Source organism: Psychrobacter sp. NZS113 (assembly GCF_015864825.1).
GTDB lineage: Bacteria > Pseudomonadota > Gammaproteobacteria > Pseudomonadales > Moraxellaceae > Psychrobacter.
Map to the genome: position 1 here is coordinate 112,855 of NZ_JADYWL010000005.1, position 26,169 is coordinate 139,023.

Annotated in this window: 18 protein-coding genes; 5 read left to right on the top strand and 13 right to left on the bottom strand. The window is 44.2% G+C overall.

From position 1 onward, the window contains the following. Positions 1–5 precede the first annotated feature (5 nt). The 5 genes from I6E61_RS08965 to ispF form a co-directional block, all read right to left on the bottom strand. Positions 6–965 carry an AEC family transporter gene (locus I6E61_RS08965; protein WP_197100289.1) on the bottom strand — a complete coding sequence of 320 codons (960 nt, stop codon included), beginning with the start codon at positions 963–965 and terminating at the stop codon, positions 6–8. Positions 966–1,222: 257 nt separating this feature from the next. Then, positions 1,223–3,118, bottom strand: coding sequence for a tRNA uridine-5-carboxymethylaminomethyl(34) synthesis enzyme MnmG (gene mnmG / locus I6E61_RS08970; RefSeq protein WP_197133456.1), 1,896 nt, complete (start codon positions 3,116–3,118; stop codon positions 1,223–1,225). 315 nt (positions 3,119–3,433) lie between these two features. Then, on the bottom strand, positions 3,434–3,964 hold the full coding sequence (locus I6E61_RS08975) for a hypothetical protein (protein ID WP_197133458.1): 531 nt from the start codon (positions 3,962–3,964) through the stop codon (positions 3,434–3,436). Between the two features lie 276 nt (positions 3,965–4,240). Further along, the gene (grxD, locus tag I6E61_RS08980) at positions 4,241–4,591 is read right to left on the bottom strand and encodes a Grx4 family monothiol glutaredoxin (RefSeq protein ID WP_110922946.1); all 351 of its coding nucleotides are present in this window, start codon (positions 4,589–4,591) and stop codon (positions 4,241–4,243) included. 123 nt (positions 4,592–4,714) lie between these two features. Beyond that, complete coding sequence (ispF, locus tag I6E61_RS08985) at positions 4,715–5,215, bottom strand: 2-C-methyl-D-erythritol 2,4-cyclodiphosphate synthase (RefSeq protein ID WP_197133460.1); 501 nt, start codon at positions 5,213–5,215, stop codon at positions 4,715–4,717. A gap of 274 nt (positions 5,216–5,489) precedes the next feature. On the opposite strand from ispF, the gene mnmA reads away from it, so the two are divergent. The 4 genes from mnmA (at position 5,490) to I6E61_RS09005 (ending at position 10,820) form a co-directional block, all read left to right on the top strand. Next, entirely contained in the window at positions 5,490–6,719 is a 1,230-nt protein-coding gene (mnmA, locus tag I6E61_RS08990; RefSeq protein ID WP_197133462.1) for a tRNA 2-thiouridine(34) synthase MnmA, read from the top strand. A gap of 52 nt (positions 6,720–6,771) precedes the next feature. Next, positions 6,772–8,631, top strand: a complete 1,860-nt coding sequence (locus I6E61_RS08995) for a hypothetical protein (RefSeq protein WP_197133464.1) — start codon at positions 6,772–6,774, stop codon at positions 8,629–8,631. Between the two features lie 88 nt (positions 8,632–8,719). Next, a complete protein-coding gene (gene purB, locus I6E61_RS09000; RefSeq protein ID WP_197133466.1) occupies positions 8,720–10,123 on the top strand; it encodes an adenylosuccinate lyase in 1,404 nt (467 codons plus the stop codon). Positions 10,124–10,163: 40 nt separating this feature from the next. Next, a complete protein-coding gene (locus I6E61_RS09005; RefSeq protein WP_197133469.1) occupies positions 10,164–10,820 on the top strand; it encodes a DUF2238 domain-containing protein in 657 nt (218 codons plus the stop codon). Positions 10,821–10,845: 25 nt separating this feature from the next. Here I6E61_RS09005 and I6E61_RS09010 read toward each other — a convergent pair whose 3' ends face one another. Next, the gene (locus tag I6E61_RS09010) at positions 10,846–11,028 is read right to left on the bottom strand and encodes an NF038104 family lipoprotein (protein ID WP_197133471.1); all 183 of its coding nucleotides are present in this window, start codon (positions 11,026–11,028) and stop codon (positions 10,846–10,848) included. 158 nt (positions 11,029–11,186) lie between these two features. Between I6E61_RS09010 and I6E61_RS09015 the strand changes: the two genes are divergently transcribed. Continuing rightward, entirely contained in the window at positions 11,187–12,359 is a 1,173-nt protein-coding gene (locus tag I6E61_RS09015; RefSeq protein ID WP_197133474.1) for a cupin domain-containing protein, read from the top strand. Between the two features lie 301 nt (positions 12,360–12,660). Here I6E61_RS09015 and guaD read toward each other — a convergent pair whose 3' ends face one another. From guaD to putA, 7 genes are all read right to left on the bottom strand, one after another. Further along, complete coding sequence (guaD, locus tag I6E61_RS09020) at positions 12,661–14,103, bottom strand: guanine deaminase (RefSeq protein ID WP_197133476.1); 1,443 nt, start codon at positions 14,101–14,103, stop codon at positions 12,661–12,663. A 216-nt stretch (positions 14,104–14,319) separates the two neighbouring features. Further along, entirely contained in the window at positions 14,320–15,357 is a 1,038-nt protein-coding gene (gene xdhC, locus I6E61_RS09025; protein WP_320158582.1) for a xanthine dehydrogenase accessory protein XdhC, read from the bottom strand. Beyond that, complete coding sequence (gene xdhB / locus I6E61_RS09030; RefSeq protein WP_197133479.1) at positions 15,350–17,920, bottom strand: xanthine dehydrogenase molybdopterin binding subunit; 2,571 nt, start codon at positions 17,918–17,920, stop codon at positions 15,350–15,352. The genes xdhC and xdhB overlap by 8 nt, the downstream gene beginning before the upstream one ends. Positions 17,921–18,152: 232 nt before the next feature. Next, positions 18,153–19,775, bottom strand: a complete 1,623-nt coding sequence (gene xdhA, locus I6E61_RS09035; protein WP_197133482.1) for a xanthine dehydrogenase small subunit — start codon at positions 19,773–19,775, stop codon at positions 18,153–18,155. A 254-nt stretch (positions 19,776–20,029) separates the two neighbouring features. After that, on the bottom strand, positions 20,030–21,391 hold the full coding sequence (locus tag I6E61_RS09040) for a nucleobase:cation symporter-2 family protein (RefSeq protein ID WP_320158583.1): 1,362 nt from the start codon (positions 21,389–21,391) through the stop codon (positions 20,030–20,032). 359 nt (positions 21,392–21,750) lie between these two features. Beyond that, positions 21,751–22,440, bottom strand: a complete 690-nt coding sequence (locus I6E61_RS09045) for a 1-pyrroline-5-carboxylate dehydrogenase (protein ID WP_197133488.1) — start codon at positions 22,438–22,440, stop codon at positions 21,751–21,753. An 11-nt stretch (positions 22,441–22,451) separates the two neighbouring features. Continuing rightward, a complete protein-coding gene (putA, locus tag I6E61_RS09050) occupies positions 22,452–25,703 on the bottom strand; it encodes a bifunctional proline dehydrogenase/L-glutamate gamma-semialdehyde dehydrogenase PutA (protein WP_197133491.1) in 3,252 nt (1,083 codons plus the stop codon). Positions 25,704–26,169 lie beyond the last annotated feature (466 nt).

The following is a 26,169-nucleotide window of genomic DNA, read 5'->3' on the forward strand; positions in this document are numbered from 1 at the left end:
AGAGCTTACATCATACCCAATCCACGTAAAGTTGCTGCCCCAATCGCCATGCCAAACATACCGACGACGGTGGTAAACGCTAGAATATTGGCCGCGAGTATGTCATTACCACCCATCGCTTTTGCCATCACGTAACTGGCTGCGGCGGTTGGGGATGCCACCATCAAAAACAGCACGCCCATGTGTACACTAGATAGACCAAATGCCAAGCCAATGGCGATAGCAACGATTGGCGCAATGACGATACGTCCTATACTGGCCTGCATAGACAACCCTGACGGATGCAACATGGACTTCATATCGATGCTCGCACCTGCGCAAATAAGTGCTAATGGCAAGGCTACTGCTGCCAATAAGTCGCCGGTCGTATGAATGACACCAGTGATAGGCGGCAATGGCAGCGCTTTATAAACAAAAGCACTGACCAATGCTAGAATCAGTGGATTGGTCAATAGTTTTTTGACAATCATAATGCTGCGACTGGACCATGTATCATCCACACTTTTAGACACACGGCTGAGGGTAATCACGGCTAAGATGTTAAATAATATCGTGACGACTCCCATGTAGACGGCCCCGATACTTAAACCTCGCTCTCCATAGGCGTTGGCAACCGTGGCCAAACCTATGATCGCCATATTACTACGGAACACACCTTGCACAAATACGCCTTGGTCAGCAGGTTTACTCACAAAATACTTGGCGTAAATTTCCGCTCCAATAAATAAAAGGAATGTCACTAAGATACCAGCGATAATCAGTGTGATTTGCTTAGCATAATCGACATCACTGTCGACCACACTGAAAAACAGCAGACAAGGTAAGCAGTAATTAAAGACAAAACTAGAGGCTTGATCGATAAACGTCTTACTCGCTTCGCCACGTCTTTGCATAAAAAAACCCAACCACATTAAGGCAAGGTTGGGTAAGACGATAGTAATAGCAAATACAATAGCATCAATCATAAATAGGCTCAATTCGGTGACAAGCCCATCATAATATGGACATCAGCGAGATAAATTAACAAGTAATGAGAAAGTTTCTGACCTAGTATAGAGACAAAGTAGCAAGTAAGACAAGGTCACATGCTCCTTTCTTTCGAAACCAACTGTAATTCTAACAAACAAAAGCCCGTAACGATATCTCGTTACGGGCTTTTTATACTATAAGTACTTTGTTATGAAAGACTTTGTTAGGCTGTCATCAAAAATTAATACGACTATTATGAATCTAGCGCAGCCTTCGCTTTTTTCTGTTTTTTGACTGTCATGGCTAACAATTGAATGGCGGCAGGTGTAACCCCACTCACTCGTCCAGCTTGGGCTAAAGTCGAAGGACGGACTTGCGTGAGTTTCTGTACAATCTCATTTGATAGTCCAGATACCACACTATAATCAAAGTCCATCGGTAGTGCAGTATTCTCTAAGCGTTTCATCTGATCGATGTCTTCTTGCTGGCGATCGATATAGCCTGCATATTTGACAGAAATCTCTATCTGCTCGCCCACTTGTGTATCGACCTGCGAATCAGTAATAGCGGCGATATCAGCAAAATGTATCTGCGGACGCTTGAGCAAATCAAAGGCTGTCGCTTCTTTGCTAAGCACCTCTCCTGTTTGCTCTGTCACTTTTTTGCCTAGCGCATTTGCAGGGGTTGCCCACATGTCTTTTAAGCGTGAAGTCTCTGTCGTGATCGCTTCCATTTTTTCTTGATAAGCCTGCCAGCGCACATCGTCAACCAAGCCAAGCTTGCGACCTGTTTCAGTCAAGCGTTGATCCGCATTGTCTTCACGCAGCAGCAAGCGATATTCTGCGCGGCTCGTAAACATACGATACGGCTCAGTCGTACCATGGGTAATCAAATCGTCAACCAACACGCCAAGATACGCTTCATCACGGCGCGGTGTCCACACATCAAACTCACTGTTATTAGTGGTCACCAATGCTGCGTTTGTACCTGCCAACAAACCCTGTACGCCCGCTTCTTCATAGCCTGTCGTACCATTGATCTGACCAGCAAAGTACAAGCGATCGATAGACTTAGTTTCTAGCGTTGGCTTTAGATTTTGTGGATCAAAGTAATCATATTCAATGGCGTAACCTGGACGGGTAATATGCGCGTTTTCTAACCCTTTCATACTATGAATAAAGTCTAACTGTACATCAAATGGCAAACTGGTTGAAATACCGTTTGGATATAGCTCATGTGTGGTCAGACCTTCTGGCTCAATAAATATCTGATGGCTGTCTTTATCCGCAAAGCGGTGAATCTTGTCTTCGATAGATGGGCAATAACGTGGACCCACGCCTTCGATTTTGCCAGAGAACATCGGCGAACGATCTAAATTCTCACGGATAATGTCATGAGTACGCGCATTGGTATGCGTGATATAGCAGTTGACCTGCTCTGGATGCATAGACACATCACCCATATAACTCATCACTGGCAACGGTGTGTCGCCCGGCTGTACGGTCATCACACTAAAGTCAACGCTACGCGCATCAATACGCGCTGGCGTACCTGTCTTTAAACGACCGACTGGCAGCTTAAGCTCACGCAAACGATCTGCCAACTTGATAGACGGCTGATCCCCTGCACGTCCACCTTTAGAATTCTCTAGGCCGATATGAATCACACCACCCAAGAAAGTCCCTGAAGTCAGTACCACTGTTTCAGTCTTAAAGATAATACCTGTCGAGGTGACCACTGCCGTCGCGCGGCCGTTTTCGACCAAGATATCATCAGCGGCTTGCTGGAATAAATCAAGGTTTGGCTGGTTTTCTAGCGTATGGCGGATAGCGGCTTTGTAAAGAATACGATCCGCTTGCGCACGTGTGGCACGAACGGCAGCACCTTTACGGCTATTCAACACGCGGAACTGGATACCTGCTTTGTCCGTTGCTAGCGCCATGGTTCCACCAAGTGCATCAATCTCACGCACCAGATGCGATTTACCGATACCGCCAATCGCAGGGTTACAACTCATCTGCCCGAGCGTCTCAATGTTATGCGTCAACAGCAAGGTCTGCGCGCCCATACGTGCGGCTGCCAGAGCAGCTTCTGTGCCAGCATGACCGCCACCGATTACTATCACGTCGTAATGTTTTGGGTATTGCATATATGCCTCACTTGACTCATAACGCTGCCGATTGCCCTATTCTATTATCAAACAGTGTGGTAATCAGCAAATAAACGTCAGTCGAATTTATAAAAAAAGACAACGACTCAGATAAGTCGTTCGTAGTTGGTTAGGGTGTGTTCTCATTTTAAAAATGATGATAAAAATGAGATAAATTGCAGCCTGTTTAGGTGCTCTCGTTCAGATTGAGGACACGCCCTAGATAACCCATCATTATAACAATTTTTTGATGCTTAAAAAACGTCACAGCAAAAACTATTCACATTAAGTGTTAAGCATCATCGAATTTAATAACTAGTTACCCGGGCTCAACGGTACAATCTGATCGAACTGACCACTAGACAGCATATGATGACTACCATAGCCTTCTGGATTGATCTGTAGATACGCATTCATTTGACCAATCGCATCACCATCATCGCTCGCTAAGATCTGCGCTTTAATCAGTTCGACAGGCGGTAATAGTAAGTTTTTAAGCAATGCCAAGCGTTGTTGGTTATCGCCTTTGTTGGCCACTAACTCAATCAGTTGGCGCGCGTCAATTGGTAGATCTGGTGTGTTTTGTGCCAGTAATGCCAAATGATAAGCACCTGCCGTATCTTGATCGGCGACAATGCGCTGTTCGATAGCAATATACGTCGCTTCTGTTGCGCCGCCTGCCACACTAAGCTGATGGATGCATTTCAGTGCTGAGTTTGACTCACTACTAGCAATCTCGATGATGCGCGTGGATTCATTTTTTAAATGCTCGCGACGTTTTTCGATTGCTGCTTGCTCAGCAGATGCCGGTTCGGCCAATTGTTGTTCTGTTGGTTGATTACTCATAATATTCTCTCACTATTTATGTTTTTATAATATTTGCTGTTGAGCCATATATGGGGTCAAGACTGACAAAAACAATAAAAGCCCGAGCGACCAATTAAGGACTGACTCGAGCTTTTATCGTTAAAACTTATCAGCTTGATATAGTCGATTCAATTTAAAAGTAGTACAAGGCAACCAAGTGTAGATGTATATGTGATACTTCAAGCGAGGTTAACGCTGTCATACTTTTATAGTGGAATGGCTATAATAAAAAAGCTTAGATAAGTGTTTTTAGCATTATGCAGCTGGGCTGTTTGCTTCAACCAATGGCTTTAGCTCGCCTGATTGATACATCTGCAAGATGATGTCTGATCCACCCATCAACTCACCGTCGATCCATAATTGTGGGAACGTTGGCCAGTTCGCCACTTTTGGTAAAGTCGCACGAATTTCTGGATTTTCTAAAATATTTACAAAGGCAAATGGGCGACCGATCTGAGTAAGAACTTCAATCGATTTAGCAGAAAAGCCACACTGTGGAAACTGCGGTGTGCCTTTCATATAAATAATAACTTTATTGTCACGGATTTGATCACGGATCAATTGTTCAACGTCGTTTGCAGCAGTGTTTGGGGTTTGCTCAGTCATAAAAGCTCCTATTGATAAAGCGGTTCATTGAAAACAGTAATTAATATTACAAAATAATTGAGTAAAGAGACGGCTGATACATGGGGCAATCAACACGATATTACAAGTATGATTATATATCGGTTAAACATCAACTCTATGAGGCACTAATAATACCACGGCATTGGCCATGATGCCCTCTTGACGACCTGTAAACCCTAACTTTTCAGTGGTGGTGGCTTTCACACTGATATTGCTAATATCCGTTTGCAAATCACTGGCGATATTATCGCGCATTGCCTGACTGTGCGGCGCCAGCTTTGGACGTTCGCACATCACAGTAATATCCGCATTGCCTAACCGATACCCTGCTTCTTGTACTTTGCCATAGACGTAGCGTAGCAAGACTCGCGAATCTAAACCCGCATGTGCCGCATCGGTATCAGGGAAATGCTGACCGATATCACCAAGCGCCAGTGCGCCAAGCAGTGCATCAGCAAGCGCATGTAACACTACATCACCGTCAGAATGTGCAAGCAAAATGTGAGTATGCTCAATGGGCACGCCTGCTAATATGACATATTGCTGCTGCTGACCATTATTATGGAAAGCATGAACATCGATACCTTGTCCAATTTTTATCATTAGTATTCCAAATAAAATAAAGGCGATTAAAATAATTCAAAACTACTATCTGAATTTTCAAAGCAGTTTTACGAGCAGTAAGATGCCATAGGTCGCCACCAGTTTCAATTAACTGATATAATATAATGCTTATTTTATCATAATACCGAATCTGAAAGATGAGATGACATTGTCAATTTGGTTAACTTACTAAATCTATTGACTTTAGTGAGCGACACCCTCTTATATGGTCATGTCAAATTTTGAATTAAGGTATAAATAGTTGAGCCGTCTTATGTCAGCCACCCCAAATACATCAAGCACACCCATTTCTGATTCTTTCAGCACCCAGCGTACATTAACGCTTGCCGATATCGACAATCCTAGCACCAAGCATGTGATTGTCGGTATGTCAGGTGGTGTTGATTCTTCTGTGTCTGCCGTCCTACTCCAGCAAGCAGGGTTTAAGGTAGAAGGCCTGTTTATGAAGAACTGGGAAGAAGATGACGGTACGGAATACTGTACAGCTATGGATGATTTGGCAGACGCGCAAGCCGTATGTGACAAAATCGGTATGAAGCTGCACACAGCCAATTTTGCGATGGAATACTGGGATCGTGTTTTTGAGCATTTCTTGGCCGAATATAAAGCGGGACGCACCCCAAACCCTGATATTTTATGCAATAAAGAAATTAAATTTAAGGCATTTTTAGACTATGCCTTGACCCTGGGCGCTGATTACATCGCTACTGGTCACTATACGCGGCGCAGTGTGAACTATACCAACGCCAATGGCGATGAAGTTGCTCAGCTCTTACGTGGTCTGGATAATAACAAAGATCAAAGCTACTTCTTACACGCCGTCGGTGGTGACAAAATTGCCAAGACATTATTCCCAGTCGGCGAGCTCGAAAAACCTGTCGTGCGTCAGATTGCGGAAGAGCATGATTTAGCGACGGCTAAGAAGAAAGACTCTACTGGTATTTGCTTTATTGGTGAACGCCGTTTTAAGGATTTTTTACAACAGTACTTGCCTGCCCAAAAAGGCGATATCGTGACCGACGATGGGTATACTATCGGCACTCATGATGGCCTGATGTATTACACCTTAGGACAACGTGGTGGCATCGGTATTGGCGGTGTCAAAGACCGTCCTGAAGAGCCTTGGTTTGTACTAGCAAAAGATCTGGACAAGAACCGTTTGATCGTCGGTCAAGGACACGAACATCCAATGATGCTCAGTAATGAGCTGACGGCTTATAAAATGGATTGGGTCAACGGCCTACCACCTGCAGAAGTGTTTACGACAGAGGGTCTACTCTGTATGGCAAAGTCTCGCTATCGTCAGCCAGACCAAGCGTGTCGTGTATTTGCAACAAGTGCTGACGGAAACGATGTTCGCGTGGTGTTTGACGAGCCACAACGTGCAGTCACTCCGGGTCAGTCAGCCGTTTTTTATATCAATGAAGTGTGTCTAGGCGGCGGCGTGATTGCCACGATTGATGCGCCATGCGGTATACTCTAATAACGATTTAGTAAACTTTAATGTCGTTTTTTAATTTATTTTAGGACAGTTCATGCCGAGTGAATTAGCGTTCGTATCGTGTACATCAAACACACAACATCTATGGGCACGACGTGCGCTTTTGGCTAGCATTATCACTATTCCTTTTAGTGCTCAAGCCATTCCTAGTAATATGGGCACATTCAATATAACCACGCAAAATACAGGATCAGGATCCGCTTCTGGTACTTATACTGCTGCTAAATCTGATGGTACTACTGGCGCGACAGGTACATTTGCCATCACTCGTAGTGAGAGCAATGGTTATAATAGTATGCAATTCGAATCTGGTTCTAATGGAATTATGATTAGAAATAATACTAAGCAAGGTACAACGGCTGATGATAAAGACAAATTCACCTATACGATATCCCTGACGCCCACAGACCTTACCTCTATTCATACCCTTAAAATCGCGCAAGCCAGCTACTCTACCGGTGGCAACTCAGAGATTGCACGCCAAACGTTACAATATACGCCAAATACTGATATCACCTCCTCTGCTAAAGCAACTGTACGATCCAACCCTAGCGTGGCCTATTATTATGGAGCAATGGGCGACTATTTTATGGGCAGCAAAAACGGCACTGGCGATACCGCTACCTTTAATTCGAATATCGATGTTTCTGCACCGCAGCTACGTACTGATAGTACCGCAACGACGGGAAGCAGCTTATATTACTATAATATAACCAAGCTCAAAGGCGCTGGTACAACCAATCCTCACACGCTGACACGTACGACAGACACCAAATACGTGTCTTTTAAATCGACCGCAGATAAATATGGCACATTGCCTGCGAAACCTACTTTTGAAAACATCTTAAAATCAACCTCAAATGATCCTAGCAACCAAAGCACTTATACGGCACTGAGTGAAAACACAGTCATCAGTAATGGTGGCAGTTACGTTAGCTTTGGTATTACCAATGCCAATAGTGATTACGTCGTTGCGGTCGAAAACGCCAAAACGGTCACGCTCGCCTACGAAGGCATCATGAATGGCAATTCAGGTGTCAATGTGGATGTTGTGGGTGAGACCTTTACAGAATGGCTGAGCTTTGGCGTAGAAAGCACCCCTTATTATTATCTGTTTTCAGGTACCGTCTTTAATGACAATGGCGGTAATACCAGTCCGCAAACAAGTAATGCTGGATACTTCAATGGTGTGTTTGACACAGCGTCTGAAACTGGCATCACGGGCAGTACCGTCAAGTTGGTTGACTGTAATAATACAAGTACGGTATATACTACCGAAAATATAGCTGTGACCGATACTGGAAAATACCAACTCCGCATCCCTATCACCAGTCTTAGTGGTAATAGCAATGTCTGCTTAATAGAGACGAATAGTGAGAGTACTTACCCTGTCCGCACGACAACCAATATAAAAACGGTGGCGTTGGTAGCAGGGACTTACACTTACGATAATAATAATTTTGGTAGAGTGAGCAGTGATAACGTCGCTTTAACCCTTAAAAAATATCAATACGTTCATACATGTGATGAAAGTCTTGACTACACCGCCATCTCTACTAGCGACACACAATCGCCTACCCAAGGCTTTAGTATGGCGTCTGCACAAGATGTAGAGGCAGGTCAATGTATTGCTTATAAAATTACAGCGACCAACCGTGCCAATATTGCTGTTAGCAACTTAGTTGTTCAAGATATTTTACAGGAAAAAGGGGTAAGCAGCGCTACCGTAACATCGAAACTGGCAGCGCCCTTGCACAATTCTAGCGACTACTCAGCTGATAGTGTTGCCATTGGTGATAACGGTTTGGTTAAAACCAATGCTCTGACTTTAGCAGCAAAATCCACATATGATTTTTACTTTAATACCAAGTATGGTACAACACAATCTGATTGATAAAATCTACTTTACTTAATAATATCACTTCGCCAAATTTTACGTTGTTTTAATAATATTTACTTCCAATAACCACTAAAGGATCATTATGACCACCTCTTTTTCTGCCTTGACAGCCCTTTCTCCAATCGATGGTCGCTACGCGTCTAAAGCCGACAGTTTACGTCCTTATTTATCTGAATTCGGTCTAATCAAAGCTCGCGTCACCGTTGAGATTCGTTGGTTGCAGTCATTGGCTGATAATAGTGCTATCGGCGAGTTGGCAGCATTTGATGAGGCAACGAATGCTTTTTTAAATGCTATCGTTGATGACTTTAGTGAAGCAGATGCACAAGCCATCAAAGACATCGAAGCCACAACCAATCACGATGTAAAAGCCGTTGAATACTTTATCAAAGACAAATTCCGTGGTCAGGACGCACTCATTGATTCACTAGAATTCATCCACTTTGCTTGTACCAGCGAAGACATCAACAACTTATCTTATGCTTTGATGCTCAAAGACAGCCGCGAGATTGTGGTTGCTAAAATGCAGCAAGTGACCGATAGCATCGTTGATTTGGCCATTACTCATGCTGAGCAACCTATGTTGTCGCGTACACATGGTCAGACAGCCAGCCCAACGACCCTTGGTAAAGAAATGGCAAACGTGGCCTATCGCCTAGCCCGCCAAATCAAACAAATTGGTCAAGTTGAACTATTGGGTAAAATCAATGGCGCAGTTGGTAACTATAACGCTCATTTTTCAGCCTATCCTGATGTAGATTGGCAATCACATGCCGAAACCTTCATCAATGAGCGTCTTGAGCTAACGTTTAACCCTTACACCACTCAGATTGAGCCACATGATTATATCGCTGAGCTATTTGATGCTGTCAAACGCTTCAATACTATCTTGATCGATTTTAACCGTGATATTTGGCAATATATTAGCTTAGGCTATTTCAAACAGCGTCTAAAAGACGGCGAAGTTGGTTCTTCTACTATGCCGCATAAAGTCAACCCAATCGACTTTGAAAACTCAGAAGGTAACTTGGGCGTTGCGAATGCGATGCTGGCACATTTGGGCGAAAAACTGCCTATCTCACGTATGCAGCGTGATTTGTCAGATTCTACCGTATTGCGTAATATCGGTGTTGGCTTGGCACAAAGCATGATTGCTTTTGACGCTTGCTTAAAAGGCGTTGGTAAACTTGAATTGAATGCGCAGCGTTTGAATGATGATTTGAACAATGCACAAGAAGTATTGGCTGAGCCGATTCAAACCGTCATGCGTCGCTACCGCGTGGAAAACCCATATGAGAAGCTTAAAGCATTGACCCGTGGTAACGCCATGACTCGCGAAGCCATGCTAACGTTTGTTGAAAGTGATGAATTGTCTGCCGTGAGCGATGCTGATAAAGCACGCCTACGTGACATGACACCAGCGACTTATATTGGTAATGCCACTGAGCAAGCCCTTACCATTAAAGATTGGATTGCCAAGCTTTAATTGGCTGCTATTAATAGCTAGCAAAAAATAAGCGGGCAAAATGCAGCGAAATTTTAAATCTGTGCTCGTCAGTACCATTGCGGTATTCATCGTAATGGTGCTAGCAAGTATTGAGCCTCTAGAATGGTCAAGCTACCTACTACATCAGTTGGGTACCTTGATTTTTTTAGGGTTGATGCTACTAGCCTACCGCTATTGGCATATTAGCTCACGCTCCTATATTCTCGCTTCACTATTTCTGTTCATTCATATTATCGGTGCACGTTATCTATACTCATATGTGCCCTATGATGATTGGACACAGCTTGTATTTGGCGTCAGCTTAAACGATTTGTTTGGTTGGCAGCGGAATATGTATGACAGGCTCGTACATTTTAGCTATGGGCTTTTGCTATTCAGTGCGATGGTTGAGAGCTCAAAATTTATCTTTAAGATATCATCCATCAAACTTTTGATAGCGATTGCGCTCATGATTAATATGTCGTCAAGTCTGCTATATGAGCTATTAGAATGGGGAATTGCAACCACCTTATCGCCAGAAGCAGCAGAAGCTTATAATGGTCAGCAAGGTGATGTTTGGGATGCCCACAAAGACATGGCATTAGCACTACTCGGTGGGCTAATTGCTGCGGTGATTACTCTATTTCAAACTCGTCACGATAGCGCTGTTATCAATGCGATCAACGTGATCAAGTAGCCGGAAACAACAGCCGAACAATAAATTAGTCGTCTTTGTCGTCGTCACTATCGCCCGGTATGACGGCTTTACCCACTGCAACTGTACCTTTTACTACGCCTTTAGTGGTTTTATAAGCGATTTTTGCAGGTACTGTCACAAGCTTGTGTATACAGCCTTGCAGTAAGAAAACACTGGCGATAATGACAATAAAATGTAACTTTTTCATAAATTTTCTACCATTGATTGTATGCTCTGATAGTTAATCATTATTAGCCATCAGATAGGTGATAATCATAAACTATTAAACCCTTCCTATAAAGCAATCATCACTATTATTCTTATACTTAATTATTCTTATACTTATCTAAAGACACGGATTCACCAATGACTTCTATACCTTTATGTTTACCAGCTTCTATCACTGCTGAGCAATTCCTAGCAGAATACTGGCAAAAAAAACCACTACTTATCAAACAAGGCTTGCCGCAACTGGTCGGTATGTTTGAACCTGATGACATGCTAGGCTTAGCCCTAGAAGAAGAGGCATCAGCGCGCCTACTGACTCAGTCTGCAACCAAGACCGAAGGCCAAGCACAGTGGCAACTCAAAAAAAGCCCGCTGACTGAAGCTGATTTTGATAACTTGCCTGAGCAATGGACGGCGCTCGTACAGAATTTAGAGCAATGGTCACCTGAGCTTGGTCAACTGTGGCAAGCTTTTGACTTTATACCTCAGTGGCAGCGCGATGATATTATGGTCTCGTATGCGCCAAAAGGCGGTTCAGTGGGCAAACACTATGATGATTATGATGTATTTTTGGCACAAGGTTACGGTCATCGCCGTTGGCAGCTAGGCAAATTCTGTGATAAAAGCACAGAGTTCGTCGCCGATGAGCCAATCAGAATTTTTGACGATATGGGCGAGATTATATTTGATGAGATATTAGAAGCTGGCGATGTACTGTACGTACCACCTAAATTATCGCACTTTGGCGTTGCACAAGATGACTGTTTGACGTTTTCTTTTGGCTGTCGTCGCCCAAACTTGATGCAAATCATCGATAATATGGCTGATATCGCAACCAACGACAGCGATTTATTTATACCGATGCTACTGCCACAAGCGCTACAAGCATCAGGTGAGCTACAAGCTGACAGTATCCAAGCGATCAAAAACCAACTGTTGCAAATGCTACAATCTGATCGTGGTGATGACATGATTCGCCAAGCAGTATCTGAAGTGGTTAGCAAGCGTCAGTATGATGCACTCGTACCAGAAGAAACTTTGGATACAGACGAGCTGATGCAAGCTTTGGCTGAAGGCGCAACACTGCAAGCAGACTATAACAACCGCTTGATCTACAGCCACACTAATGATGGCGTCCTGCTATATGCGAATGGTCAACGTATTGATGGTCTGGATGATGCAGCAGCAGCGGTATTGATACGCTTGGCCAGTGGCGAGCATTTAACAAGTCAAGATGTCGCGGATATTGATCCAGATGAATTGAGTGAATGGTTAGAAAATGGCTGGGTTTGGATTGATTATCCTGAATAATGTGCTAGCGATATAGTTGATTCAGTTTAAAAGAGAGTCAAGGCAACCGAGCGCAGATGTATATGTGATACCTCAAGTGAGGTTAACGCTGTCACTCTTTTATAGAGGATTGACTATAGTAGCGGACTAAATATTAAACAGGCTTCATAGCGAAACATGCTCAGTGTCTATTTACAGAGTAACTTTAGTAAAATAGACACTGGGTGCCATTCAAATATGAGCATTTAAACGCTGTCGTTTGAAGCGCTATACTGTGTTAAACAACACCATATTTTCATCACTTATTCTACAAACCCTTATCCTATAAAATAGTAGATCTTTTATAGCGACTCACGCCAGCGATAACGGTCTGCTCAATCACTCTATCATCGCCTAGCATCATCAACACGAACAACTGCTCTTCAAGTGACTTGGTCTGCGTCATGCGCCGCTCAAGCAACTCCGTACCGCCCATATTTATCACGACAAAATCCGCTTCTTTGTTTGGCATGAAATTACCAATCTTGTCATCCAACAATAGCGACTGCGCATTACCCAACGTAATCTGGTACAACCCTTGATGGGCTGATAGTGATTTCTTCTGTAATTGCTGAACCTTATAAGCTTCTGATAAAGTAGTCAGCATCGATAAGCTAGTACCTGCCCCCACATCAGTCGCGATACTCACGCCGGTATAACTCAAGGTTTTGGACAAATCGAACAGACCACTACCCAAAAACAAGTTAGAAGTTGGACAGTGCGCTATTTGAGTTCCCGTATCACGTAAGACTTCGTACTCTGAGGTTTCGAGGTAAATACCATGTGCCAGTGTGGTTCGTCTGCCCAGTAAACCCATATCATGATAAACATCTAGATAGCCTTTGTGATTGGGATAAAGCTCACGTACAAAAGCCACTTCATCAAGGTTTTCGGCCAGATGCGTTTGCAAATAAACACTATCGTAGCTACGGTATAGCTCACCCGTCATTTGCAATTGTTTTGGCGTCGATGTAATTGCAAACCTTGGAGTGATGGCCACATGTTGACGTCCACGCTCATGCCATTTATCAATGATATTTTGTGTATCTCGGATGCCCTGCTCAGTAGGCACACACAGGTTTTCAGGCGCATTTTGGTCCATGAGAACATTACCAGTAATCATGCGTGTGTTCAGTCGAATACTTTCAGTAAAGAAAGCCTCTACCGATTGCGGATGACTGGTCGAAAACACCAATGCACTCGTCGTACCGTTGGCCAACAACTGGTTTAAAAAGAATCGCGCGGTATCATGGGCAACTTTTGGATTACCAAAATTTGCCTCGGTGACAAAAGTATAATTATTGAGCCAATCAAGCAACTGCTCTCCAAAAGCAGCAATCATGTCTATCTGCGGGTAATGCACATGAGTATCGATAAAACCTGGCATGATGAGATTGTGCTTACAATTATGAACCTGTACTGGTGCTTTACTTTCATGCTCGCTCTCGTTGCCATACTTCAACATCATTGATGCACAATTACCGTAATCCACAACTAGACCTGTTGCATCATCGACCACGAGTGCACCGTCTGCAATATACTCAGGATAGACGTTCACGCCTGCGATGACAGGTAATAATGAGATACTGCTATCCAGCTCTATGGTATTTAGATACTGGACATTGTCTGAATCTTTTGCCGCAGCCTCCAATTCTTTTGATCGGATAGCAAGGTCATCTTCGGTAAGATAATGCAGTAATTGAGCTTGATAAATATGTATGGCCATAAAAAATCTCACATTAATGGATCAGCACTTTGGCACAAGATTAGGCCGTGTTAAACACTCAAACATGACGAGCATATTTTGAACACAAAGTGACTGAGTGCAGCCTATATATCGTTATGGCGTACAAAGATAAAAGACGGAAGTAATGTCTGAATAATAGAAAGTTGAACAATAATGCAAATTTTTTGGGTCAATATCAGTTATGACCTATAACATTTATGCACGATGATAAAGCTGCAAAACTTGAGCAGCGATAGATACCGCAACGGCCATAGGCTCTTTGCCACCAATCTCAAGTCCTATTGGCATGGTTAGCTTGGCAATTGCTTGCTCACTATAGCCGCGCTGAAGCAAACGAGTTCTAAAACGATTTTCTTTGGTTTTTGAGCTGATACAACCAAGATAAGGCATAGATTGTAATTCGCTATCGTCGGTATTGACTGCATCAGCATCGGCATTTATATCTATAGAAGCATCCAATGCAGCACGCACCAAGTCAAAATCAAGACTATGATCATGAGTCATGACTAATATAAAGTACTGAGACCCTTTGTTGGCTGCTGCATTCCGGCGGCTGTTTGCAATGAATGGGCGTACAAAGTCCACAGGGTCTTCCTCGATATGTGGACGAATATGCGCAGGCAATTGATAAGTAACTTGGTCATCTATAGCATCAGCATCCTGCGTCACATAACGCTCGAACATTTCAGCACGGCTATCCACCCAATCCACCTGACAAGGTAAATCGGCAAGTATGGTCATTAATGCCGCTGCGACATGCCCTGCCCCAAAAACCAATAACGACATGGGCGGTGTCACATTAAAGCATTCAAACATAACCGTGACACTACCACCGCAGCATTGCGCTAACTTGGCGCCCAATGGGTAATGCTTGGTATAAACAGCGTCACGGCGTACTGTTTGGGCTTTTTCAGACTTACCTTCTCTTAACGGTTTGGAGCTTTTTGAGTCATCTGTATCTAACTCACCTTTGAGTAGCTTCCTAGCGGTTATCGTCACATCATGCTCGAGACTACCGCCGCCCAACGTGTCACAGCAATCATCAAGCGTGACAATCATTTTAGATTGCAACTCTCGAGGTGCTGAACCATTGACAGCAACGACAGTGGCCAAAACATGCGCGACACCCCGCTGCTGATATTTTGCCAGCCCATCATACCAACGCATGGATGTTGGTATAGAAGGTTGCATTGATGATAGCGATGACGTCTGTGACACTAATGTATTACTCACCGTGCGCAGGACCTCTAGCCGTTGATACATTTGGATCTTTTATCGCCTCGGGCTGATCGTCGAATAGCTGACCTTCAGTCTCTGTCGGATTGATATTTTTGCCATGAGATACTTGCTGCGGCTGTACTCGATCATCATCGATACCGTGATTATCAACAGCTGATGTTAAGCTCTCAATAGTGTCTGTATCTGCTTTATCAGCAACCTCCCATGCTTGGCCTTGCATGCGCATCACAGATTTTAGTACGGCTTCTGGCGTGGCTGGCATGGTCAGCTCTGGATTTTTCTTATAATCTCCTAAGCTTGCGACTGCATTGTTAATCGCACACCAAACGCTGGCAGCCAACATAAATGGTGGCTCACCCACCGCTTTAGAATTATAAATAGTCTGCTCTTCATTCTTGCGATCGAACAGTTTTACACTCCACTGCTTGGGTAAGTCATGAGCCGTTGGAATTTTATAATTCGCCGCGCTGTTGGAGGCGAGTTTACCAGTCTTATCCCAAATCAACTCTTCCGCCGTCAGCCAGCCCATCCCTTGAACGAAGCCACCTTCGATCTGACCAATATCAATATCTGGATTAATGGATTGACCAACATCATGCAAGATATCGCAGCGCAGTACTTTATACTCACCCGTTAAGATATCAATCTCAACTTCTGAACACGATGCACCCAAGGCAAAGTAGAAGAATGGACGACCCCATGCTTTTGAGCGATCATAAAAAATCTTTGGCGTTTTATAATAGCCAGTCGAAGACAAACTAATACGATGCTGGTAAGCCAACAATGTTAATTCAGCAAAAGTAAGCGTGGCTTTATCGGCAATATAGACATGATTATTCTCAAACCTAATGTCCTCTGCAACGACTTTGAAATGCTCAGCAGCAAACTCAACCAAGCGCTCTTTAATGGTAATACAAGCATTTTGTGCCGCTTTACCGTTGATATCTGTACCCGATGAAGCTGCTGTTGGTGAGGTGTTCGGCACTTTATCCGTACGTGTCGCCGTTACTTTTACAGTATCTAAATCTACATCGAATTCATTGGCAACAATTTGGGCAATCTTTACATATAACCCTTGCCCCATCTCAGTACCACCATGATTGATCTGGATAGTACCGTCGGTATAGATATGTACCAATGCTCCTGCTTGATTCAAATGCTGTACGGTAAACGAGATACCGAATTTGACAGGCGTCAATGCAAGACCTAAGCGCTTATCACTGCCCTCTGCTTCTGCTTTTTGATTGACCTCTGTAACCTGCTGACGACGTTTATCGTACCCGTTGTCATCAGCCAGTGATTTCATAATCACGGCCAAATCAAAATGCTCAATCGGCTGTCCATAATGGGTGCTCTGACCATCTTTATATAAGTTCGTTAATCGTACTTGTAGCGGATCTTTCCCTAAAGTATAGGCGATATGATCCATCATATACTCAGCCGTTAATAACCCTTGCGGACCACCAAAACCTCGATATGCCGTGTTAGATACGGTGTGTGTCTTACAGCGATGACCTGCTATCTGTGCCGCTGGATAGTAGTAGGCATTATCACAATGGAACATCGCACGATCGACGATAGCATCAGACAAATCAGGCGAATAACCACACAGTCCTGATAATTGCATATCTACGCCAATTATTTGTCCTGCATCATTGACACCAACATCATATCGGTTGGCAAACTCGTGGCGCTTACCTGTTACGACCATGTCATCCTGACGGTCTAGACGCATACTCACTGGCACATTATGGCGTTTGGCCACGATACCGCACAGACAAGCCCAAGCAGCGGCTTGCGTTTCTTTACCACCAAAACCACCACCCATTCGACGTACGACGGTAGTCACTGCATGAAAAGGCAGATCGACTACTTCAGCGACGAGCTGCTGTACTTCGCTAGGATGCTGCGAGGAAGTGTAAACCTCCAGACCACCATCATCACAAGGCACCACATATGACACCTGACCTTCGAGATAAAAATGCTCTTGCCCAAGCATATGAATATGGCCTGCAATACGAGTAGACGCAGATTCAAGTGCTACTTGAGCATCCCCGCGCGTCATGAAATGGCTAGGACGCACAAACTGCTCTTGATTTAATGCGTCTTCAATAGTCAATATTGCTGGTAATGGCTCGTATTCTATAATTGCTTTGAGCGTGGCTTTTTTGGCCGCCCGATGACTGGTAGCAACGACGACAAACAGTGTCTGACCCACATATTCTGTGACTTTATCCACCATCAGTGGATCACCATCAAAGACAGGCCCGATATCAGTTTTAGCCGGTATGTCCTCAAAGGTAATCACATCTATCACCCCATCGGCTGCTTTCACCATGTCCAGATCCATGCTCAATATGCGTGCATGTGCATGAGTGCTTTTGCCGATGGCTAAATGCAAAGTGCCTTGAGGCTTTAGCATATCATCGACATAAGTGGCAGTGCCCATCACATGACTGATCGCACTATCATGCTTTGCGCCAGTACCGATTTTGTTTTTAGGTGGACGTACACGACGAATACTGTAGCTGTCAAATAATGAAGAATGATGGCTCATGATGGGACTCTCTTATATTTTTGGTCAAACCTGTATGTTCGGCTTCTAGCGTTTTGACGGTATGATAAAAGCTATGTTACGAACGGCTCTATTGAAAGTTAAGTCAGACGCTAAACTTAATAATATTATTGTCAAAAGCACTGTCGCAAAATCACAACGGTTATAAATATCTATATTTGGGGCAAAGGAAGTTTAGAGCCACTTTAGCCACTTTAGATAGTCACTGTCTCTATCAAGCGCTTATCGTTTGCAGCTCTGCTATTAATTGCTTACCGCACTTAGTGAGCAGTCGTTGCACCACATGCATACGATACTCTCGACTGGCTCTCACATCTGTCATTGGTGATACATCCATTGGTAGCATCTGTGCCGCCGTCTCAAAACTAGCTACCGTCAAAGGTTGTCCGATCAGTGCTTGCTGAGATTTTGTCGCTAACAGAGGGATGGCCGCCATACCACCCAGCCCAAATTTGGCATCTTCAATGGTCATACCATCTGCTGAGACGTCCAGTCTCGCTGCAAGCAGACAGGCAGAAATATCATCTTCATAACGCTTACTAATTTTATAAATGTATAGATATTGATTGTCTTGCAGAAGTGGTATGTGAATAGCGACCACATAGCTACCTGCTCGTAGCTTGGTTTTTTTATAATCTAAAAAGAATGCTGATAAAGGTATCGTTTCATCAGTGTAAGATGCCTGATACTCGTCAGCACGATTAGCCATATCACAATGACGTAAATGAACCTGCGCATCTAATGCCAACAGAATCGGTGGTAAATCGCCAATCGGTGAGGCATTAGCAATATTGCCACCGATAGTACCCATATTCCGAATTTGTGGTGAAGCAATACGTTCAAATAGCGCAGCAAATGTAGGAAAATACTGCTCAAGCACAGGCAGCATTTTCTTATAGCTCATACCAGCGCCAAGTATCAGTGATTTTGTAGATGCTGACGCTACATTTTGCTTATCATCTGATAGCGCATTGGCATCAGCCACTGACCAAGTCTTTAGCTCATCAATCGCAGAGAGCTGCACAATCACTTCATGATCAACCAAATGCTGCGTCACACTTAGACCTAGATCAGTACCGCCTGCCCAAATAGTCGCCTTCGGATTGGCCGCTAGTACTTGATTCAGCGCATCAATTGACTGGGGCATAAATAATTGCCGCGAGTCTTGCGTCAATGCAGGTTCGATAGCATTATCCTTCGTTGGAACAGACGCTTTGCTAGTTGCCATTGCATCGGTAGCTAGCGCTATCGTGAGATCTTTCGCTGCTGTCTGCGCTTCGTCGCGCTGCTGACCAATATTACCCATGGCCAGACCAGCTTCGATAATTGGACGATAACCCGTACAGCGACACAGATTTCCCGATATTGAAGCGACAATATCATCATAGCTTAGCTCATCTATCGTCGCATCCTGCACTTTTTGCAGACGATGGTTTTCATAAACGCTGGCAAGCGACATCACAAAACCAGGCGTACAAAAGCCACACTGCGAACCATGACAGTCAACCATCGCTTGTTGTGCTGGGTGCAATGAGGCGCGGTCTGGATGATGCTCAGGATTGTCCGCGAGATAAGCCGCTGTCATTAGATGATGACCATCCATCAGTGACAGCAAAGTAATGCAGGAGTTTAGAGTATAAAAAGGCGTATTAGAACGTTCGCTATCATCTATAGCCAATCGTTGCGCCATGATGGTACAGGCACCGCAGTCACCACTACCACAGCCCTCTTTGGTATCGGTCTGTCGTTCGTGCAAGCGTAAATACTCAAGTACCGTGGTATTTGGATTGAGGTGGGTTATCTCATGGTGCTTTCCGTTCAGATAGAAACTAATCATAGCAATACTCGGCTAATAAATTGGGCTTTATAAAATTAGGCAGCTCAGATAAGCCACCAACATAAATATCTACTAAATTGCTCAAAATAATCAATCTATATTTAATAAACAATAATGACATCTAATAATGCTTTTTGGCTATATAGTTGATTCATTTTAAAAGAGAGTCAAGGCAACTGAGTACAGATGTAACTGTGTTACTTCAAGCGAGGTTAACGCTGTAGCTCTTTTATAATGGATTGACTATATTTTTATTATATATCAGCGTCTTGAGTATCCACTGGTAAAAACAAACTCAATGTAATGGCTGTGATAGCACCGATTGCTACAGGTGATATCAGCACGTTACGTATCAATTCGGGCACGTGTGATAACACCTCAGGCACCATAGACACACCAATACCCATTCCGACAGAGGTCGCGACAATCAACATATCACGGCGGTCGAGCTTGGCAGTCGACAATACCTTGATACCTGCCACTGCTACTGTGCCAAACATTACTAGCGTTGCACCGCCTAGTACTGGCTGAGGCATGGTTTGCAATAGCGCGCCAAAGATCGGGAACATCCCAATAATAATCATAAGAGCCGCAATATAAATCCCGACATGACGGCTGGCGACTCCGGTAAGTGCTATAACGCCATTATTTTGGCTAAAGGTCGTCGATGGCATACTGTTTAAAGTCGCAGCAATCATAGAGTTCACACCATCTGCCAATACCCCACCCTGAATACGATTGAGGTAGACAGGTCCTGTGACAGGCTCTTTGGACACTACTGCATTCGCCGTTAGATCGCCTGTCGTCTCAAGAGCGCTTACACAGTACAAAATAGCTAATGGAATAAAGGCAGCAATATCAAATTGAAAACCAAATCTAAAGGGAATAGGAACCGTCACTAACCCAACATTGCTCAATGAAGAAAAATCCAACCTGCCCATAAAAAAGGCAGCTAACATACCTAGTACTAAAGCAATGACAATCGAGGAAAGTCTTAACAAGGGATTTTTTGAGCGGTTAAAGGCAATCACTGATACCAGTACAACCATACCCAAAAACAGGTTCTGTAAGCTACCAAAATCTTCGGCACCAAAGCCACCTGCAATATCAGTCATGGCTACTTCGATCAATGGAACACCAATAAGAATAATAATAGTACCAGTGACAACAGGCGTAAATATTCTTTTTAATTTATGAATAAAACGACTTAGTACAACTTCGACAAAGGCGGCGCAAAAACTAACCCCAAAGATAGTGGCCAAAATATCTTCTGGTGAACCACCACGCCCTTTTACAATCAAGCCAGCAGAGATAATCGCTGTCAAAAAAGCAAAGCTGGTCCCTTGCAAACTTAACATACCCGCACCTACAGGGCCTATTTTTTTACATTGAATATAAGTGCCAATGCCAGAGGATATGAGAGCACAGCTAATCAAATAAGGGACATACTCACCCAATCCTAAAGTCCCAGCGACAATCAAAGTAGGTGTAACAATAGCAACGATACTGGCCAATAGATGTTGTAAAGCCGCGAAGCTTGCTGGCCAAAAGCTAGGATTGTCATTGAGCTGATACATCAACTCACTGTTTTTCTGAGACTCTACAGAGTTAGGCACTATCAACCTTCCTTGATTCATATATTTTTAAGTTTACTAACAGTCCCTAGTAGCAGGTGTCGGCCCTCGTTAATAATTTTGGTCTAAACAATTTGATGTTGGTAATAACATCACTTTGAAAGATGACCATTTGGTCAGGTTTTATGATAATAGCACTACTGTTGTTTGCCGACAAGCGCTAAAATATTGATTATAAGATTTTAAGTAGTCATCATCTGAAATATGAAATACTTGAAAAGCAGTCACAAAAAAACGGTTAATGCCTATTTCCAAGAGCTTTTAGGCCCTTAAAAATAAACATTAACCGTTATTAAAACGATGCTAAGTAGCGTCTTGCTACCTAACACATTTCATTCGTCTTATGTACCAAGCTCAAGTAAGCTCGCATTACCACCGATAGCGGTGGTATTGATTGTTTTAACACGCTCAGTGACAAAACGATGCAGATAATCAGGCGTTAACATCTCTGACAAGCCTTCCATATCAGTTACGCTAATGACTTGAGTCAAAATACCATCAGTATTAGCCAGCTCTTGGCTGATTGTCTGTGCATCAGCTCGGCTACCAGACACTGCCACTTGTGCAAGACGATCGATATGTAACAAGGTAATGGTCTGCGAATCGTTAGCAACGCTCAATACATCTTCGCTAATGCCCGTTTCATAAAGCACTTTTGCCGCCTCGACGCACATCTCATCTTGGCTTGGGCAATGCAGTATGACTTCATTGCCTGTCAATAGTGCTGCAACCAGCTGCCCTAGTACGGCCATTGCACGGGCAGACTCACCGCCCACAACCATCGTCTTACCACGGCCAGTGACGTACAAGTCGTTTGACTCGCCAGTGGCACCAACCATACGATGCATCTCATCCAAGCTAGGTGCTGCACTCAATAGATGATTGAATAAGCGCTTGGCTTTGTTGGCATCGCCAGTTAGCAGCGCCAGCTTTGGAATGGCTGCCTGTAGATAGGTTGCACGGTTTACTGCGCCCAGTAATCTCCAAGACTCGCAGACCTGTGCATGATTTTTTTTAAATTCAGTCGCCATGATGCTACTCCTTATGCAAGTTCTGTTTGAGTGGTGGTTTGGGCTTGGCTATTGCTAGCCTCGATATCAGTCGCCGGCTCTGAGACTAGCTGCATCAGACGCGCAACATAGTGTGGACCACCCGCTTTAGGACCAGTACCAGAAAGACCACAGCCACCAAATGGCTGGACGTTGACCACGGCACCAATCTGGTTACGGTTGATATAGGTATTACCGACGAACGCGCGACGCTCGATGTTCTCAGTGGTGGTCTCGATACGACTGTGGATACCCAAAGTCAAACCAAAACCTGTCGCATTAATCGAATCAATCAGCTTGTTCAAATCACGAGCTTGGTAACGCAATACATGCAAGATTGGGCCAAAATGCTCACCACCGATGACATCGATGCTTTTGACTTCAATCGCCGTTGGTAGTACAAACGTAGACTCATCTTGGCTAACGACTGAGGTTGAGCTCATTGGCGTTTGTGCCAAAATCGTCGCGGTTGGCTCTGCTGCCATACGCTCGATATGTGCCTCTAGACCTTGCTTGGCATCCGCATCAATCACTGGGCCCACATCGGTGGCAGCATAAAGAGGATTACCAACAGACAATTCTGCCATGTTACCTTGTAGTAGCTCAATCAAATCATCTGCCATCTCTTCTTGCACACACAAGATACGGCAAGCTGAACAACGTTGACCCGCTGAACCAAACGCTGATAATACGGCGTCTCTAACGACCTGCTCTGGCAATGCCGTTGAATCAACGATCATCGCGTTCTGACCACCAGTTTCTGCGATAAATACTGGTAGCTCACCGCTGGTTTGGGCATGGTCGTTTAGGCTTTGATTGATACGCTGCGCGGTTTGAGTAGAACCAGTAAAGATCACACCTGCGATGTTGTCAGCTGCCGTCAATGCACCGCCTACGTCACCTGCACCAGTGACGAATTGCAGGGCTGATGCTGGAATACCCGCTTGATACATTAATTGTGCACCAAAATGAGCGATCAAACTGGTTTGTTCAGCAGGTTTGGCCACTACCGTATTACCTGCAGCTAGTGCCGCCACGATTTGACCTGTGTAGATCGCTAATGGGAAGTTCCATGGACTGATACACACAAAAGTACCACGTGCTTTATAGACTTGACGTGCTTGTTTACCAGATAAATCAGTAAACTCATAAGCAGTCGCCTCTAAACGCTCAGCTTCGTCTGCATAAAAACGACAGAAATCAACGGCTTCTTTGATCTCATCAATACCATCTTGCAGAGTCTTACCCGCTTCGACTTGGCACAATGCCATCAATTCAGCATAGTTCTCTTCGTACAAATCTGCAATCTTACGCAATATCTCAGCACGCTTCGCAGCTGATACATTTTGCCACTCATTTTGACCGGCAACAGCAGCATCAATGGCTTGGCGAGCCAATTGAGCGTTAGCATATTTGACTTCACCAGCGCTAACTTCATGGTTCCAAGGTGCATGTACTGTCTGAGCATCCAATTGATGCGTTGTGCCATCTACTTCGTAATCATTAACGGCTTTGCCATTGATGATAGGTGTCGCTGTCCAAGCCTTATCTAAGTAGCTATCGATAGCTGCTGTAAACGGAGCCCACTGCGAATCAATAAAAATATTAGGACCAAAGCTCGCACGTCGCTCACCGTAGATTTCCGATGGCAATGGGATATCTGGGTTGTTCAATGTGGCATTGGCCAGCAGCTTGTCATATGGATGTACAGTCAGCTTATCGATTGGATAAGACTTGTCTAATAACTGATGGACAAACGAGCTGTTTGCGCCGTTTTCTAGCAAACGACGTACCAAGTATGGTAGCAAGTCTTTGTGCGCGCCTACTGGTGCATAGATACGTACTGGAATCTGATAAGCATCTAAAATATGATCATAAAGCGCATCACCCATGCCATGCAAACGCTGGAACTCAAAGTCTCTGTGCGCACTCATCGTAATGATTGACGCTAGCGTATGAGCATTATGCGTCGCAAACTGTGGCCAGATTAGCCCGCGCAAATGATCCGATAATAAGAAACGCGCGCAAGCAAGATAAGCGGTATCCGTGCCTTCTTTACGAGTCCACACAGGATAACCTGATAGACCTTTTTGCTGCGCCAGTTTGATCTCTGTATCCCAATAAGCGCCTTTTACCAAGCGTACTGGGATGCGATCGCCTACTTCACTTGAGAGACGAGCCAGCCAAGCGAGGACTGCGATAGCGCGCTTAGAGTAACCCTGTACAACGATACCCAAACCATCCCAGCCAGCCGTCAAGTTATCACGGTACAAAGACTCAAACAGTTTTAGAGAAATCTCAAGACGATCCGCTTCTTCAGCATCAATACTGAGATCAACATTGACCTCACGTGCCGCTTCAATGAGCAACATGCAGCGTTGACGCAGCAGTCCCATGACTTGCGTTTCTTGCGTGGCTTCGTAGCGAGGATGCAGTGCTGATAGCTTGATAGATACGGATGGCTTCGGCATGCCTTCTTTTACTTTGATACTGGCCGTGGCTCTGATGGCATGCAGATAGTCGTTGAAGTATTTTTCAGCATCTTTGTGCGTGATGGCCGCCTCACCTAGCATATCGAATGAATAGGTATAACCTCTATTGCGATATGGTTGGCTGTTCTTATTGGCGTCTTCGATGGTCTCGCCCAATACGAACTGATGGCCCATAATACGCATGGCTTTTTGCATTGCACTACGAATGACAGGCTCGCCCATCTTTTTGGTCATACGATCTAAGAAGCCTGACGCTGTCGTACTGCTATCGATGCTCACGACGCGACCCGTCATCATCATGCCCCAAGTGGAGGCATTGACCATAAAGCCATTGTCATTTTTGATGTGCTTTTTCCAATCAGCCACACTCATTTTGTCATGAATCAGCGCATCAGCTGTATAGTTGTCTGGTACTCGGATCAAGGCTTCTGCCAAGCTCATCAGCAAGATACCTTCTTGGGTATCAAGGCTGTATTCAAGCAACAATGAATCAACCATTTTGACAGCTTTGCCATCATTACGCACATGCTCAACCAGTTTACGCGTTTGCTCAGCAGCAGCATCACGTTCTTCATCACTAGGTTTGGCAAGTGGTAACAACTCAGACAACCAACGCACCTCGTCCACACTATACAGCGGCGAAATACGTGTATGTAGCGCTTCTGCTGACTGGGTAAGGTACTCTGGTGAGAGTAAATCAACAGCGGCAAACAAGATAGGCTCTTGCGGGGTAAACTGATCTACTGGGTTCATAATAACTCCATAACTATCGTTTAAAAACCATAATAAATGGTGCTTTAGGAAGTCTGATCGTCCTGTATAACTGCTCACAACCGCTATTCAATAAATAGTGGTTATTAACGGATACTCACAGCAATAATCAAAAGACCAAACGGCGCCATCACAAAACTAAAAATCCAGCATAGGCTGGAGACGGTTAAGTAGGTCGTTCGACTGTTAAACGGGCTACGTTAACAATACAAAGGCAACAATGAAAAGCTAAGCGGCATTAGTGCCTTCTTCTTGTCAGTAGTGAAAGGAGTATGATGGTCAGATACCAGTTTATCGAAACGACATAAGTCGCTTTAATAAGCACAAATCTATCATCTTAGGTGACGCTAATTCACTGTAAGAAAAACCTCTACGGCGTTGATTGAGGTGATGCGCTTAACTCGGCTATAATATCATGAAAAAAAAATTCAAACTAACGATTTTTCTC

What these genes read in the sequence shown, in the direction of transcription:
- I6E61_RS08965 (WP_197100289.1), bottom strand. Translation starts at nt 965, where the DNA reads ATGATTGATGCTATTGTATTTGCTATTACTATCGTCTTACCCAACCTT.
- mnmG (WP_197133456.1), bottom strand. Translation starts at nt 3,118, where the DNA reads ATGCAATACCCAAAACATTACGACGTGATAGTAATCGGTGGCGGTCAT.
- I6E61_RS08975 (WP_197133458.1), bottom strand. Translation starts at nt 3,964, where the DNA reads ATGAGTAATCAACCAACAGAACAACAATTGGCCGAACCGGCATCTGCT.
- grxD (WP_110922946.1), bottom strand. Translation starts at nt 4,591, where the DNA reads ATGACTGAGCAAACCCCAAACACTGCTGCAAACGACGTTGAACAATTG.
- ispF (WP_197133460.1), bottom strand. Translation starts at nt 5,215, where the DNA reads ATGATAAAAATTGGACAAGGTATCGATGTTCATGCTTTCCATAATAAT.
- mnmA (WP_197133462.1), top strand. Translation starts at nt 5,490, where the DNA reads ATGTCAGCCACCCCAAATACATCAAGCACACCCATTTCTGATTCTTTC.
- I6E61_RS08995 (WP_197133464.1), top strand. Translation starts at nt 6,772, where the DNA reads ATGCCGAGTGAATTAGCGTTCGTATCGTGTACATCAAACACACAACAT.
- purB (WP_197133466.1), top strand. Translation starts at nt 8,720, where the DNA reads ATGACCACCTCTTTTTCTGCCTTGACAGCCCTTTCTCCAATCGATGGT.
- I6E61_RS09005 (WP_197133469.1), top strand. Translation starts at nt 10,164, where the DNA reads ATGCAGCGAAATTTTAAATCTGTGCTCGTCAGTACCATTGCGGTATTC.
- I6E61_RS09010 (WP_197133471.1), bottom strand. Translation starts at nt 11,028, where the DNA reads ATGAAAAAGTTACATTTTATTGTCATTATCGCCAGTGTTTTCTTACTG.
- I6E61_RS09015 (WP_197133474.1), top strand. Translation starts at nt 11,187, where the DNA reads ATGACTTCTATACCTTTATGTTTACCAGCTTCTATCACTGCTGAGCAA.
- guaD (WP_197133476.1), bottom strand. Translation starts at nt 14,103, where the DNA reads ATGGCCATACATATTTATCAAGCTCAATTACTGCATTATCTTACCGAA.
- xdhB (WP_197133479.1), bottom strand. Translation starts at nt 17,920, where the DNA reads ATGAGCCATCATTCTTCATTATTTGACAGCTACAGTATTCGTCGTGTA.
- xdhA (WP_197133482.1), bottom strand. Translation starts at nt 19,775, where the DNA reads ATGATTAGTTTCTATCTGAACGGAAAGCACCATGAGATAACCCACCTC.
- I6E61_RS09045 (WP_197133488.1), bottom strand. Translation starts at nt 22,440, where the DNA reads ATGGCGACTGAATTTAAAAAAAATCATGCACAGGTCTGCGAGTCTTGG.
- putA (WP_197133491.1), bottom strand. Translation starts at nt 25,703, where the DNA reads ATGAACCCAGTAGATCAGTTTACCCCGCAAGAGCCTATCTTGTTTGCC.